General features: G+C 47.1%; 10 protein-coding genes. 6 read left to right on the forward strand and 4 right to left on the reverse strand.

Annotated elements, in window-relative coordinates:
* Positions 1–65 precede the first annotated feature (65 nt).
* Positions 66–416 (reverse strand): DUF3135 domain-containing protein, encoded by a 351-nt coding sequence (locus EK374_RS04660; RefSeq protein WP_127020577.1) that lies wholly within the window; start codon positions 414–416, stop codon positions 66–68.
* 359 nt (positions 417–775) lie between these two features.
* Between EK374_RS04660 and EK374_RS04665 the strand changes: the two genes are divergently transcribed.
* The 5 genes from EK374_RS04665 to EK374_RS04690 all read left to right on the forward strand — a co-directional run bounded on the left by EK374_RS04665 (position 776) and on the right by EK374_RS04690 (position 6,995).
* On the forward strand, positions 776–1,858 hold the full coding sequence (locus EK374_RS04665) for a 3-deoxy-7-phosphoheptulonate synthase (RefSeq protein WP_127020579.1): 1,083 nt from the start codon (positions 776–778) through the stop codon (positions 1,856–1,858).
* A 9-nt stretch (positions 1,859–1,867) separates the two neighbouring features.
* Positions 1,868–3,013 carry a bifunctional chorismate mutase/prephenate dehydrogenase gene (gene tyrA, locus EK374_RS04670; RefSeq protein WP_206099285.1) on the forward strand — a complete coding sequence of 382 codons (1,146 nt, stop codon included), beginning with the start codon at positions 1,868–1,870 and terminating at the stop codon, positions 3,011–3,013.
* Between the two features lie 235 nt (positions 3,014–3,248).
* The gene (gene mtgA / locus EK374_RS04680) at positions 3,249–3,947 is read left to right on the forward strand and encodes a monofunctional biosynthetic peptidoglycan transglycosylase (protein ID WP_127020581.1); all 699 of its coding nucleotides are present in this window, start codon (positions 3,249–3,251) and stop codon (positions 3,945–3,947) included.
* Between the two features lie 146 nt (positions 3,948–4,093).
* Entirely contained in the window at positions 4,094–4,300 is a 207-nt protein-coding gene (locus tag EK374_RS04685; RefSeq protein WP_127020583.1) for a hypothetical protein, read from the forward strand.
* A 427-nt stretch (positions 4,301–4,727) separates the two neighbouring features.
* On the forward strand, positions 4,728–6,995 hold the full coding sequence (locus tag EK374_RS04690) for an arginine/lysine/ornithine decarboxylase (protein WP_127020585.1): 2,268 nt from the start codon (positions 4,728–4,730) through the stop codon (positions 6,993–6,995).
* 39 nt (positions 6,996–7,034) lie between these two features.
* Here the strand turns inward: EK374_RS04690 and EK374_RS04695 are convergent, their stop codons facing one another.
* Complete coding sequence (locus EK374_RS04695) at positions 7,035–7,913, reverse strand: LOG family protein (protein WP_127020587.1); 879 nt, start codon at positions 7,911–7,913, stop codon at positions 7,035–7,037.
* Positions 7,914–8,032: 119 nt separating this feature from the next.
* Here EK374_RS04695 and EK374_RS04700 point away from each other — a divergent pair, with 119 nt between their 5' ends.
* Positions 8,033–9,439, forward strand: a complete 1,407-nt coding sequence (locus EK374_RS04700; protein ID WP_127020589.1) for an MBL fold metallo-hydrolase RNA specificity domain-containing protein — start codon at positions 8,033–8,035, stop codon at positions 9,437–9,439.
* Here EK374_RS04700 and EK374_RS04705 read toward each other — a convergent pair.
* Together EK374_RS04705 and EK374_RS04710 are read right to left on the reverse strand one after the other, a co-directional pair.
* Complete coding sequence (locus EK374_RS04705; RefSeq protein WP_206099286.1) at positions 9,434–10,600, reverse strand: chorismate mutase; 1,167 nt, start codon at positions 10,598–10,600, stop codon at positions 9,434–9,436. The two genes, EK374_RS04700 and EK374_RS04705, sit on opposite strands and share 6 nt — an antisense overlap.
* A 168-nt stretch (positions 10,601–10,768) precedes the next feature.
* On the reverse strand, positions 10,769–13,120 hold the full coding sequence (locus EK374_RS04710; protein WP_127020591.1) for a penicillin acylase family protein: 2,352 nt from the start codon (positions 13,118–13,120) through the stop codon (positions 10,769–10,771).
* Between the last annotated feature and the right edge of the window lie 24 nt (positions 13,121–13,144).

Below are 13,144 nucleotides of genomic sequence, written 5' to 3' on the forward strand. Positions count from 1 at the left end.
ATTCTAGACGAGAACACTGGCTGCTGTCACTTTATTTTTGTGAATTTCAACCGCTTTTTTTTCACTTATCGCTCCTGACTCTTGGACCGGAAAGGCAAAATAGTAGCACAAGTCTTTTTCGGCGGTTTTTGCGTTGTGCATAGCTGCGCCAAGGCATCCTGCATCCGGCTCATTTCCGACAACATCAGTTGATAGGCTCTGGTTAGCCGGACCAGAGGTGCTTTATATCTTAGCTGTTCTGACTGCAGCCTGAATAAGGTTTGCTGAATAGCTTTTCTGCCCTTGTCATCGCTTTGTGCATCAATCAGTTCCTGATTTAATTTTTTTTGTAACGCATCCAATGCTGCAGGGTCCTGCTTTGCCATGCTTAGCAATTCGTCAAAAGCGGGCAGGGGTGAATAAGGGGATCCAGCCATGAGCCAACCTATACATAGTGTGAACGGACTAAGTCTTAGTGTAGACCATCTAATTCAGGCTGTTGTTCCTGTGGTTGTGTCTGGTGCTGCTCTGTAGAAAATACCTGCCGATAGACTAGTTGGAGATTGCTATGGATGATTGTATTTAAAGGTTTACACTGGGTTTCTTTGTTTGTTTTGCTTTGATTCCTTTATTTGTTTGACTTAAAAGGTTGACTTGTTTGTCGTTGGTTTTTAATATGCTTCAATTCGTAATAAATTAAATACGTGTTGTAAATATAAGTTTACTGGTGTTCTGCTTGCATTTATCAAGTAAAACCGGCGCTTTGGCAACGCATGATGCAAACAGGAGCATTGAAATGAGCAAGATAGTTGACGATTTACGTATAGTTTCGGAGCAGTTATTAAGCCCACCTGCAGTGTTAAAGCAGGCTTTACCTTTATCCAGTGCAGGATCTGACTTTATTCAGAAATCCCGCCAGGAAATTGCTGACATAGTGCATGGCCGTGATCCGCGTCTATTGGTGATCACAGGTCCATGTTCTATCCATGACCCAGTGTCAGCTATGGATTACGCCCGTCGCCTGAAGCAACTGCAACTGCAATACAAAGACACCTTATACATTGTGATGCGGGTGTACTTTGAAAAACCACGTACTACGGTCGGTTGGAAAGGCTTTATCAACGATCCACATCTAGATGATTCTTTTGATCTGGAAACGGGTCTTACCAAAGGTCGTCGTTTGCTGCTGGATTTAGTCGAGATGGAATTGCCTGCGGCCACTGAAGCACTGGATCCCATCAGTCCTCAGTATCTGTCTGATTTAATCAGCTGGGCTGCTGTTGGGGCTCGTACTGTGGAGTCACAAACCCACCGCGAGATGGCCAGTGGTTTGTCGATGCCTGTTGGATTTAAAAATGGCACTGACGGCAATTTAAATATCGCATTGAATGCGCTGCAATCCGCTGCCAGCGGTCACAGCTTTATTGGTATTAACCAAAAAGGTCAGGTGTCTTTGGTGCAAACCGCCGGTAACCCGGACGGTCATGTGATTTTACGTGGTGGCACTAAACCCAACTATGACGAAGACAGTGTACAGGCTGCTTTGGTAGCACTGCGTAAAAATGCTTTACCTGAAGCTTTGGTGATTGACTGTAGTCATGGCAACTCCAGTAAAGATCATAACAGACAAGGCATTGTGGCTCAGTCTGTGATTGAGCAGCGTATCAAAGGCAATAAAGCCATTATTGGCATTATGTTGGAAAGCCATATTCACGCAGGTCGTCAGGATTTAGTGGATGGCAAAGCTGAGTTGTATGGTGTATCTGTAACAGACGCCTGCATCGACTGGGCGAGTACAGCCGGCTTATTGGCGGGTCTGGATCAACAGCTATCTTCACAAGAGACGCCACAACAAGCTTCGCGTGAAGTTGCGGCCTGAGATATACGCATGAACAAAGTTGTAAGCACACCTGACCCTATGGCAGCTTTACTGCCGCTGCGTCAGCAAATCGATCAGTTGGATAGCCAACTGGTTGAATTATTAGCCAAAAGAGCCGCTGTCACGGCAGAAGTCGGGCGAGTAAAGCAACAGTATGCTTTGCCTCTGTATGTGCCTGAACGTGAACAGGCATTGATTAAAGCCCGTCGTCAACAGGCTGAAACAGCAGGCGTCTCAGCTGATTTAATTGAAGATGTATTACGCCGTGTGATGCGTGAGTCTTACCAGACTCAGGAAGCCGGTTTTGTCTGCTGTCGAACACCAGGTGATAAAGTGGTGGTGGTGGGTGGTGCCGGAGCTTTGGGCAAACGTTTTGTCAGCTTATTCCTGCGCTCTGGTTATCTGGTTGAAGTGCTGGAGCAAGAGAACTGGCATCAGGCAAAAGACATGGTGCAAGGCGCTGCTTTAGTGCTGATTGCAGTGCCCATCGCAGTGACTGAACAAGTGATAACGCAATTACCTGAATTGGATGCCGATACTGTACTTGCTGATTTAACCAGCACCAAAACCGGGCCTCTGAGCGCTATGCTGGCGAAGCACAGTGCTGCCGTTGTAGGTTTACATCCGATGTTCGGCCCTGATATCAGCAATATAGCCAAGCAAGTAGTGGTGGTCAGTCATGGCCGCGATGCTGAAAAGTATCAGTGGCTGATTCAACAATTCAAAGTCTGGGGCGCTGTACTGACCGAAAAATCTGCGCAGCAACATGATGAACTGATGCAACTTATTCAGGCGATGCGCCATTTCAGCTCTTTAGTTTACGGTGTGCATCTGGCAGAAGAGCAAGCTGATTTACAGCAGTTGCTGGAATTGAGCTCACCTATTTACCGGTTGGAGCTGGCGATGGTAGGCCGGTTGTTTGCACAAAATGCTGAGTTGTATGCCGACATTATGTTGTCCTCCAGCGCAGTGACTGGTTTGTTGCAGCGTTATCAGCACAGATTTAATCAACTATCGCATTTGCTCGCTGCACGCGACAAAGTCGGTTTAATGGCTGAGTTTGCCAAGGGCCAGCAGTTTTTCGGGCCTTTAGCGGATCAGTTTCTGCAGGAAAGTCGTCGCTTATTACAAAAAGCTTCAGACGAACGTAGTTAAAGAGTATTTCCTTAAATCCTTTCGGTTATATACCCAAAGCAATTGGCGTTGCAGTGCGGCGGCAAGTGAGCGAGACCCCATGAGCATAGATACACTATGCGATTGGGGCGAGTAGCGTAGCCAACAATGCTGCAGCTTCAAGTGTGAAGGGTATACAGCAACTAATGCTGGCTGATTTTGTTGCAGCGCTTTACACTAAAATCTGACGAACACTTTTATCTAATCGGAAAAGTCATTGATTTCACTTTGGTTTCATAAGCTGCTAAGCATTATAAAATACCTGGCTATTTTGACTTTTAGCCTGGTGCTGCTGTTTGCTTTTGTACCAGTGCCTGTCACTGGCGTGATGATTGAACGGCAAATTCAGGCGCTGTGGAATAATCATCAAAGTTATGAGTTACAGCATGACTGGGTGCCTTTTGAACAGATGTCTGCGGCGGTGAAACAAGCTGTAGTGGCGGCTGAAGACCAAAAATTTCCGGATCATTATGGTTTTGATACAGTTGCTATTGAAAAGGCATTGGAATACAACAGTAAAGGCCGGAAAGTGCGTGGTGCTTCTACTATCAGCCAACAAACGGCAAAAAATGTATTTTTATGGACAGGTCGCAGTTGGTTTCGCAAAGGGCTGGAGCTGGTCTTTACCGGCTTAATTGAATTGACCTGGGGCAAAGAACGCATTTTAGAAGTCTATTTAAACAGTGTGGAGTTTGGCCCTGGTGTTTTTGGGGTTGAAGCCGCAGCTCAGACGTTTTTTAAGCGTCCTGCCAGTAAGTTAAGTCGCCATCAGGCTGCGCTGTTAGCGGCAGTTTTGCCTAACCCACTGCGTTTTAAAGTGCAAAATCCCTCGCCTTATGTCTACAAACGCCAACAATGGATTTTAAAGCAAATGAGGCAATTAGCTCCTATAGAGCAACGTTTGGCTGACAATTAAACCATATATGACTTTTTCATGACTTTTTCATGACTTTTGTGTGACGATTCGGTGAAGATTTCTGATTTTTAACGCTTTTTCGATGCAAACTTTGTTCAGGCTGTTTAGGATCTGCCGCAACTGAAGAGTTAATGCGGAGTTTGATCATGGGCAAAAGAACATCTGAATTTATGCGCTCTGTGCATATAAAAACTATCCAGGCAGATTTGCAGCAAGGCAAAAGCACAGAAGAAGCTATCCAACATCTGAGGTTTGTCGGCGTCTGTGAGGATGAGTTGATGGATTTACTGCTTGAGGCGGGTTATAGCACTGAACAACACTCAGTGGCTGGCTCAGAACGCTCCAGCATCTGAGCAGGCTCTTTTTTACAAAGATAAAAATGCAAAAAAGCAGGGACTGCATGCAGTCCCCGAATCGCTAGGTGTATACCCAATTGACTTGACGATACAGGGAGGCGACAAGCCAGTGAGCCCCCAGCAGCATAGTCGGCCTATCTGACTGGGGCTAGATGGCGAAGTCAACAAAGCTGCAGCTTCAAAGGCGACGGGTACAGAACAGGAATAGAGCTGCGTCTTACTGCAGCCATAGCTAAGATGGCTAAAAGCTGTGTCAGTTCTGTGACACTCAGCACTTCTGCTCTGGTGAATACGTATTCAACTGATATTTTTTAACTGATTTGGGTAATTTCAGTTTTTTCTGCAGGAAAAACAGGTCGGATTAGAGGAATTTTCTGCAAAATAAAGTATCCTTTGCGCACTTTTAACCGGCTTGGGGTATTCCATGCGTTTTTACTTTCCTCTGATCATCATTGATGAAGATTTCAGAACCGAAAATACCAGTGGTTCAGGTATTCGTGAACTGGCTGCAGCCATTGAAGCCGAAGGCATGGATGTAGTGGGTTATACCAGTTATGGTGACCTTACCTCTTTTGCTCAACAACAAAGCCGGGCCGCTGGTTTTATTTTGTCTATTGATGACGAAGAATTTGGCGCTGGCTCAGTGGAAGATAGCCAGTCGGTGCTGGAAAACCTGAAGGGTTTTGTTGATAAAATCCGTCATCGAAATCCGGATATCCCAATTTATCTGTACGGTGAAACCCGGACTTCACGCCATATACCTAATGCCATTCTACGTGAACTGCATGGTTTTATTCATATGCACGAAGACACGCCAGAGTTTGTGGCGCGGCATATTATCCGTGAAGCCAAAAGCTATTTAGATACGCTGGCTCCACCGTTTTTCCGTGCTTTAACCAACTATGCACAAGATGGCTCCTACTCCTGGCACTGCCCTGGACACTCAGGTGGCGTCGCCTTTTTAAAATCTCCTGTAGGTCAGATGTTCCACCAGTTTTTTGGTGAAAACATGTTACGTGCCGACGTCTGTAACGCGGTTGATGAATTAGGCCAGTTACTGGATCACACAGGTCCAGTGGCGGCTTCAGAGCGCAATGCGGCGCGTATTTTTAACGCCGACCATTTGTTTTTTGTCACCAACGGTACTTCAACCTCGAACAAAATCGTCTGGAACTCCACTGTTGCACCGGGTGATATCGTAGTTGTTGACCGTAACTGCCATAAATCTATTTTGCACGCCATTATGATGACGGGCGCTGTGCCGGTGTTCTTAATGCCAACACGCAACCATTACGGCATCATTGGTCCTATTCCGCGTAGTGAGTTTGAACCAGCAACTATCCGTAAGAAGATGATGGCAAACCCGTTCTGCCGTGAAAAACTGGAGCAAAATCCAGATGTGAAACCACGGGTTTTGACTATTACTCAGTCGACTTATGATGGCGTCTTGTATAACGTCGAAGAAATTAAATCGATGCTTGACGGCGAAATCGAAACTCTGCACTTTGATGAAGCCTGGTTACCTCATGCCGCTTTCCATGACTTCTACGGTGATTACCATGCGATAGGTGAAGGTCGTCCGCGTTGTGAAACCTCTATGGTGTTCTCGACTCAGTCGACGCACAAACTGCTGGCTGGTATTTCACAGGCTTCACAAATTCTGGTGCAGGATGCAAAGCAGAACAAGCTGGATCAGCATTTGTTCAACGAAGCTTATCTGATGCATACCTCAACCAGTCCACAGTACGCCATTATTGCCTCCTGTGACGTAGCTGCTGCCATGATGGAAGCGCCAGGTGGCACAGCCTTAGTGGAAGAGTCACTGGACGAAGCTTTAGAATTCCGTCGTGCTATGCGTAAAGTCGACGATGAATACGGTGATGACTGGTGGTTTAAAGTGTGGGGTCCGGATGATTTAACAGACGAAGGTCTGGATCACCGCGACGCCTGGATGTTAAAGGCTGGCGAAAGCTGGCATGGTTTCGGTGATATTGCCGAAGGTTTTAACCTGCTTGACCCAATCAAAGCGACCATTTTGACGCCTGGTTTAAACGTAGAGGGCGATTTTGATGATTCAGGTATTCCGGCTGCTATTGTGGCGAAGTATCTGTCTGAACACGGTGTCGTTATCGAAAAAACCGGTCTGTACTCCTTCTTCATTATGTTTACCATCGGCATCACCAAAGGCCGCTGGAATACTATGGTGACAGCGCTGCAGCAGTTCAAAGACGATTACGATAAAAACGCCCCACTGTGGCGGGTATTACCTGAGTTTATCGCCAAGTACCCTCAATACGAACGTATTGGTTTAAAAGACTTATGTGATCAAATTCACCAGATCTACCGTGAAAATAACGTGGCTAAGATGACCACTGAGATGTATTTGTCTGAGCTGGTACCAGCAATGAAACCATCCAAAGCTTTTGCTGCTATGGCGCATAAAGAGCTGGACCGGGTGCCGCTGGATGATCTGATAGGCCGTATTACCGCTGTGATGTTAACGCCGTACCCGCCAGGTATCCCACTGTTGGTGCCGGGTGAAGTCTTTAATACCATTATTGTGGATTACCTGAAATTCGCCCGCGAATTTAACGGACGTTTCCCGGGCTTCGAGACTTATATCCATGGTCTGGTTTGTGAAGAACGTAATGGTAAAAAAGAATACTTTGTTGACTGCGTAAAAGCTCAATAAGTCGAAGGGTCAGAGCCAAGGCTCTGACCCTTTATTTCGTTATAACTGATAACAATGGCAAATCGCTTGCCAGGCTTGTTCCGGTGTATCGACAAACTGGATCAGCTGCATATCTTCAGCTTTAATCAATCCTTCCTCGACCAGCAGGTCAAAGTTAATCAAACGGGTCCAGAAATTTTTGTCATACAGGATCACTGGCACTGTATTGGCTTTGCCTGTTTGCAATAGAGTCAGGGTTTCAAACAGCTCATCCAAAGTACCAAAACCACCAGGGAAGGCGACTAAAGCCCGTGCACGTTGTAAAAAGTGCATTTTGCGAATGGCAAAATAATGGAACCGAAAGCAAAATTGCGGCGTGATATAAGGGTTGGGCTTTTGCTCATGAGGCAGCACAATATTCAGGCCAATACTTTGCCCACCCGCCTGATAGGCACCTTTGTTTGCAGCCTCCATCACCCCAGGCCCGCCACCGCTGATAATCATTAAGGAGGTATCAGGGCAACTTTGACTATGCTCCGTCACAATACGTGAAAACGCCGCCGCCGCTTCATAATAGGCACTGTTTTTCAGCTGACGCTGTGCCACTTTGAGCTTTTGCTGCAGCTCCAAAGCTTCAGGGTATTGTTTTAATTGAGTTTTGGCTTCGGCCACCATCTGCTCTGCCTGTTGACGCGACACAAAGCGGGCGCTGCCAAAAACGACCACTGTGGCTTTAATCTGATTTTGTTCCAGGATCAGCTGGGGTTTTAAATACTCCAGTTGTAAACGCACATGCCGTAATTCGTCCTGCATTAAAAAGTCATTGTCTGCAAAGGCGAGTCGGTAGGACGGATGCTCAAGTAAATCCTGACTTTGTTGTTCTGTTGCTTCACGGGCAGAACTCAGATGGCGTTGATACAGGGGGATGTCACCAGACATGTAGAGGCTCCATAAAAGGGAAGACGGAATAAACTAATGCTTTGTTTGATATAGACTAATCTTTTAACACTTCAGTTCAGTTATAACATGGACTTAGCCCCACAACCGGAGTGTACCCAATGCCATTAGATGCCAGTTTAACCTTTTTAGGGGCTGCAGAGCAGGTCACAGGCTCTTGTTATCTGCTGAAGCTGCAAGACCAACAGATTCTGCTCGACTGCGGCATGACTCAGGGCGAAAACCAAATCACCGAATGGAATAAATTCCGTTTTGCCTTTCGCCCCAAAGATATCGACTACGTGATTTTGTCTCATGCTCATATAGACCATAGTGGTTTATTGCCATTGCTGGTGGCGAAGGGTTTTCAGGGCAAAATTTATTGTACTCAGGGCACGGCCTTACTGCTTGGCGTGTTATTAAAAGATTCAGTGCATTTGTATTTAAAAGATCTGGAATGGCAGAACAAGCAGTTGGCCCGACAAGGTAAAAAGCTGCTTGACCCTGTGATGGCGGTGCAGGATGTAGAGCAGGTGCTGGATTGTTGCCATCCGATCGGTTACAAGCAAAAAGTGACGGTCTGTGAAGGGCTGGAGTTAGAGTTTCTCGACGCCGGTCATATTCTTGGTTCCGCGATAGTGCAGCTTGCAGTCAAGCATGGCAAGGCGATGCGCCAGCTAGTATTTTCCGGCGATTTAGGTAACCCAGCCACAGTGCTGATGCCAGACCCAAGCCCGGTAAAAACTGCTGATCTGGTACTGATGGAAAGTACCTATGGCGATCGCAACCACCAGCCCTTACAAAATACACTGGAAGAGTTTGCGAATGCGCTGGAGGAAGCACATAAAGCAGGCGGCAATGTGTTTATTCCAGCTTTTGCTTTGGGCCGTAGTCAGGAAATTTTGTATTACCTCGGACTCTTGTACCATCAAGGGCGGTTGAAACAAAAAATGGTGGTGCTGGATAGCCCGATGGCGATAGAGATCACCAAAATCTACAGTGAACTGATGGCTGAGTTTGATCGCAAGGACACCAAAGTGTTGCAGGGGTATGGTGCCCGTGACTTGCAATCCTTTTTGCCTATCCTGCGACTGGCGTCCAGTATGGAAGAGTCTATGGCGTTAAACCGCGTCAGTGGCGGCGCTATTGTCATTGCAGGTTCTGGCATGTGTAATGGGGGCCGTATAGTGCATCACTTAAAACACAACTTATGGAAAAGCAGCAATCATTTGATTTTTGTTGGTTTTCAGGCCAAAGGTACTTTAGGCCGGCGACTGGTAGATGGCGAAAAACGAGTGAAGTTGTTTGGGCAGAATATAGCAGTCAAAGCCACTGTGCATACCATAGGTGGTTTTTCTGCTCACGCTGGTCAGGATGAGTTAGTGGGCTGGGCAAGAATGATTGGCGGCCAACCACGGTTTTATCTGGTGCATGGGGAGCCTAAAGCTCAGCAGGCGCTGCAGAGCCGTATGATGGACTACGGTCTGCATTGCCAGATAGCTGAAAAAGGTCAGCAAATTAAACTATAAAGCATCCACACTCACTACAGTTGGGCTGATATCCTCACTTGGATAGCAGCCTAATACCTTCACAAAACGGGTGATGCGGTTGAGTTCATCCAAAGCGCGGGTCATGGCGTAATCACCTAAATTGGCGAATACATCCACATAAAACATCTCTTCCCACGGATTGCCCGGGATAGGGCGGGATTCTAGTTTACCCATGCTGATGCCGTGCTGTTTCAGCACTGTTAAAGCATCGACTAATGCGCCGGGTTGCTGGCCTGTGTACATAATAAAAGTGGTTTTGGCTGGTATGGCTTTCGCCACAGTTATTGCTTTGCGCGCCACCACAATAAAACGGCTGGCGTTGTCCTTTTGGTTGGCTAAACCACGGCCTAAGACTTCTAAACCATACAACTTGCCACCTTCTTCACCGCCAATAGCCACTACAGATTTGTCCTGAGCTTTACGCACCCGTTCAAAGGCATCAGAGGAGGCGTCACAGTATTCAATTTTAACGTTGGATAAGCCTTGTAAATAATTACTGCACTGGGCTATCACCTGAGGGTGAGCGCAAATTTGACGGATTTTACTCAGTTCAGTACCTTCAACACCTAATAAACAGTGTTCGATAGGGTGGGTCAGTTCGCCGACTATCGACAAGCGGGTGTGCTGCAATAAGTCGTACACTTCGTTAATACTGCCGGATGAAGTGTTTTCAATTGGCAGCACTGCATAGTCGGCATGGCCTGTTTCTACAGCTTGTACTATTTCGTTAAAGCTATCGCAGCCAATTTCAATCAGCTTTTCAGCACGGCGCGTGAAGTACTTTTGCGTTGCCCAGTAGCTGTATGACCCCTGGCGACCTAAAAAGGCGACTCGGCAGACAGGGCCATTGTCGCCATTCAGTTGGCCTTGTACTTTCGCTTGCTGCTGTAGCACCGAGTCTTCAATAATTACATGGTAAATTTTAGTGACGTACTGAGCGTCCAGGCCTAATACCTTACCGCGTTCAATCAGTGACACCAGCAACTCTTCTTCCCGCTTTTGATCGCGAATAGGTTTGTTTTGTGCCAGTTTGGCATCAGCTACGCTTAAGGCGAGCTGGCGTCGGGTGGCCAGTAATTGCAGCAAGTCTTTATCTGTACTGCTGATTTGCTGGCGAATATAGTCTAAATCTATGCTCATAAAAGCGTCCTTTAAGCTAAAAAAAAACCTCCCGATGCTGGGAGGTTTTTTGGTTTATCACGCGCGCGCGACTTACCGCCTCCCCGTTGGGGTGGTAAAGAGGCGAAAAAAGCGAGCGATCTGAATTTGTTTCATGGCCACCACAATAGTAAGTCTGGACGTCTAAAGTCAAGCTTTAGGTTGCAACTTCAGCAAGTATTTTTGCTCACCAGGTAAAAAGCCTAAAGGCTGTTCCTTTAACCAGAAGTCGTGGTCGGCGTCATAAAAAGGCGATAACGGATGGCCAGACTGACCTGCAGGTATCACTAAAATGCCTTCAGCTTCTTTGCCTGGAGACACTACCATACGCTCCGACTGACCATGTACCTTGTTCTGCACTCTTGGCATATGGCTGTCACCATTCATTGGCATCACAGGCATATTCAGCCAGTCGCCAAAGAAGGGCACAGCAGCTGACAGTGGATGCACTATGGCGCTTTGATTGAGGTTGCCCCAACTGGCGCTGGCTAAACTGCCATAATCTGTTTCCAGCTTTTGTTTGCTTTGCAGCACAGCTTGTTGCAACAAGGTGCGCCAAGAGCTGAAATCTGCAGGCAGAGTGTCGGTGCGTTGTTGTTGGAGCATTTCCCAGCCTGCGGTTTCCAGAGAGAACTTTAAATCCCGGCCTGATAACTTGTTTTGCTCAAGCAAAGCCGTTAAAGGCGCGAAAGTCAGTTCCAAAGTTTTACTCCGGAAGGCACGAATCAGTGAGTAGCCAACAGAGCCTATGCTGGCATGGCTGGCATCTTTCATCACATAGTCCAGATAAGACTTCAGGTTGTGCTCAGCAACAAAATCTTTGGTCAGCACAGTATCGAGTAGCAACTGCTGCCAGCGAGCCAACATTAAAGCACGATGGTCCAGCTGAATGGCATGCAGACTTTGTTCGTTGTGTTGCGAAGTTGCCGTTAATGCATCACGGATTTGCAGGCCTCGAGCACCTAAGTCGTATCCGCCATTACCAATCAATTCCAGATCTTTACCGCCAATCATTCTGCTGTTCGCTGTCCAAAGCTGGCCTGAAGCGGGCTGATAAATTTGTGGATAGGCTTGTAGAGCTAAATAACCTGTCCAGGCATTCTGGCCATTACTCCAATCCTGCGGGCTATCCATGTGCTGCACTTTGCGATCGGGTAAAGCGCCAATTAAAGTCCAGCCAATAGCACCATCTTTATCTGCAACCAACAGGTTTTGGGCAGGAACCCCGGCACTGGCAGCCAGCTTTAGCGTCTCTTTTACGCCTTTGCTTTTTTCCAGCGTCAGCAAATTAAAATTGGCACCCTGGGTATCATGTGCCACCCAGCGGTATGCGTAATTCTGAAAAGGAGGTGTTAATACCGGTCCCCAGATGGTTTCTTTTTGCAGTGCTAATTCGTCGGGCTGACCTTTGACTTTAATCACCTCATTCTGATAACTGAACTCCTGCCAGCCGTCCGCTGTCTGGTATTTTTCAGCTTTCTCATCCAATTTTAGTGCGATCACATCAGACCAATCTGCGGTACTGTTGGTAAAACCCCAAGCGATATGGCCATTACTGCCCGCCACTATAGCTGGTGTGCCTGGTAAGCTGACGCCTGCTACTTCAAAAGCTTCTCCGTTCTCCTGCCATTTCAGTTGAGCTTTAAACCAGGTGCCTGGCACACGAATACCCAGATGCATATCGTCCGCCAGGATAGCGCGGCCATCTGTTGTTCTTTTACCTGATACCGCAAAGTTATTGCTGCCAATGTCGGTACTGTCATGCAAGGTACAGTCTGTACAGGCAACTTTTTGTCCAGCTAATACGGCTGGGTAGCTGGACTTAGGCATAGGCGTCAGACTGACTTTGCTGTCATCCATAGCGGCTTGCCATTCCGGGCTGTGCTGAAACAAAAAGTCGTACCAGTCCTGGGGTAACTTTTGTTGCATTAAGCCCATGGCTAATTCGTCTTTGCCTTCAGATCCCTGTAAATCCAGATACATACTGTAGAGCGCTAAAAAAGAATCAGCTTCAACCCAGTTGCGCGGAGTCTGAGCCAATAAACCATATTCAAAAGGAGGCCAGCCCAGTTCAGCTAAGCCGGCATTCACTCCTGCGGTATAACGCTGCAACAGTAACTTTTGCTCCGCAGGTAAAGCGGAAAAACCTCGTTCCGCTTTGGCTCTGAATCTGTGGATCCGACGTTTTTTATCCAGCTCCAGTGCTATTTCGCCAAAAAGTTCGGACAACTCACCAGAGGCGTTACGGCGCAGTAAATCCATCTGGAAAAACCGCTCTTGTGCATGCACAAAACCTAAGGCGTAAGCCACATCATTGCGATTTTGTCCTTTGATGCTGGCATAACCCTGAGCATCGCGGCTGATCTCGGCGCTTTGACTGACGTCTGCAGGCAATTCCCCTTCATACAAAGGTAAGCTGCTGCGCAGGGCGAAATATAAAAAACCAGCCACAAGCAGTATCAGGAGCAATAACACAACAGAAATCCGTTTGAACCAAAGCATAGGTTTTTACTTCCAATGGGGTAA

The organism is Rheinheimera mangrovi (assembly GCF_003990335.1).
Lineage (GTDB): Bacteria > Pseudomonadota > Gammaproteobacteria > Enterobacterales > Alteromonadaceae > Pararheinheimera > Pararheinheimera mangrovi.

Coding starts and splice junctions, on each gene's coding strand:
- EK374_RS04660 (WP_127020577.1), bottom strand. CDS start 416: ATGGCTGGATCCCCTTATTCACCCCTGCCCGCTTTTGACGAATTGCTA.
- EK374_RS04665 (WP_127020579.1), top strand. CDS start 776: ATGAGCAAGATAGTTGACGATTTACGTATAGTTTCGGAGCAGTTATTA.
- tyrA (WP_206099285.1), top strand. CDS start 1,868: ATGAACAAAGTTGTAAGCACACCTGACCCTATGGCAGCTTTACTGCCG.
- EK374_RS04685 (WP_127020583.1), top strand. CDS start 4,094: ATGGGCAAAAGAACATCTGAATTTATGCGCTCTGTGCATATAAAAACT.
- EK374_RS04690 (WP_127020585.1), top strand. CDS start 4,728: ATGCGTTTTTACTTTCCTCTGATCATCATTGATGAAGATTTCAGAACC.
- EK374_RS04695 (WP_127020587.1), bottom strand. CDS start 7,913: ATGTCTGGTGACATCCCCCTGTATCAACGCCATCTGAGTTCTGCCCGT.
- EK374_RS04700 (WP_127020589.1), top strand. CDS start 8,033: ATGCCATTAGATGCCAGTTTAACCTTTTTAGGGGCTGCAGAGCAGGTC.
- EK374_RS04705 (WP_206099286.1), bottom strand. CDS start 10,600: ATGAGCATAGATTTAGACTATATTCGCCAGCAAATCAGCAGTACAGAT.
- EK374_RS04710 (WP_127020591.1), bottom strand. CDS start 13,120: ATGCTTTGGTTCAAACGGATTTCTGTTGTGTTATTGCTCCTGATACTG.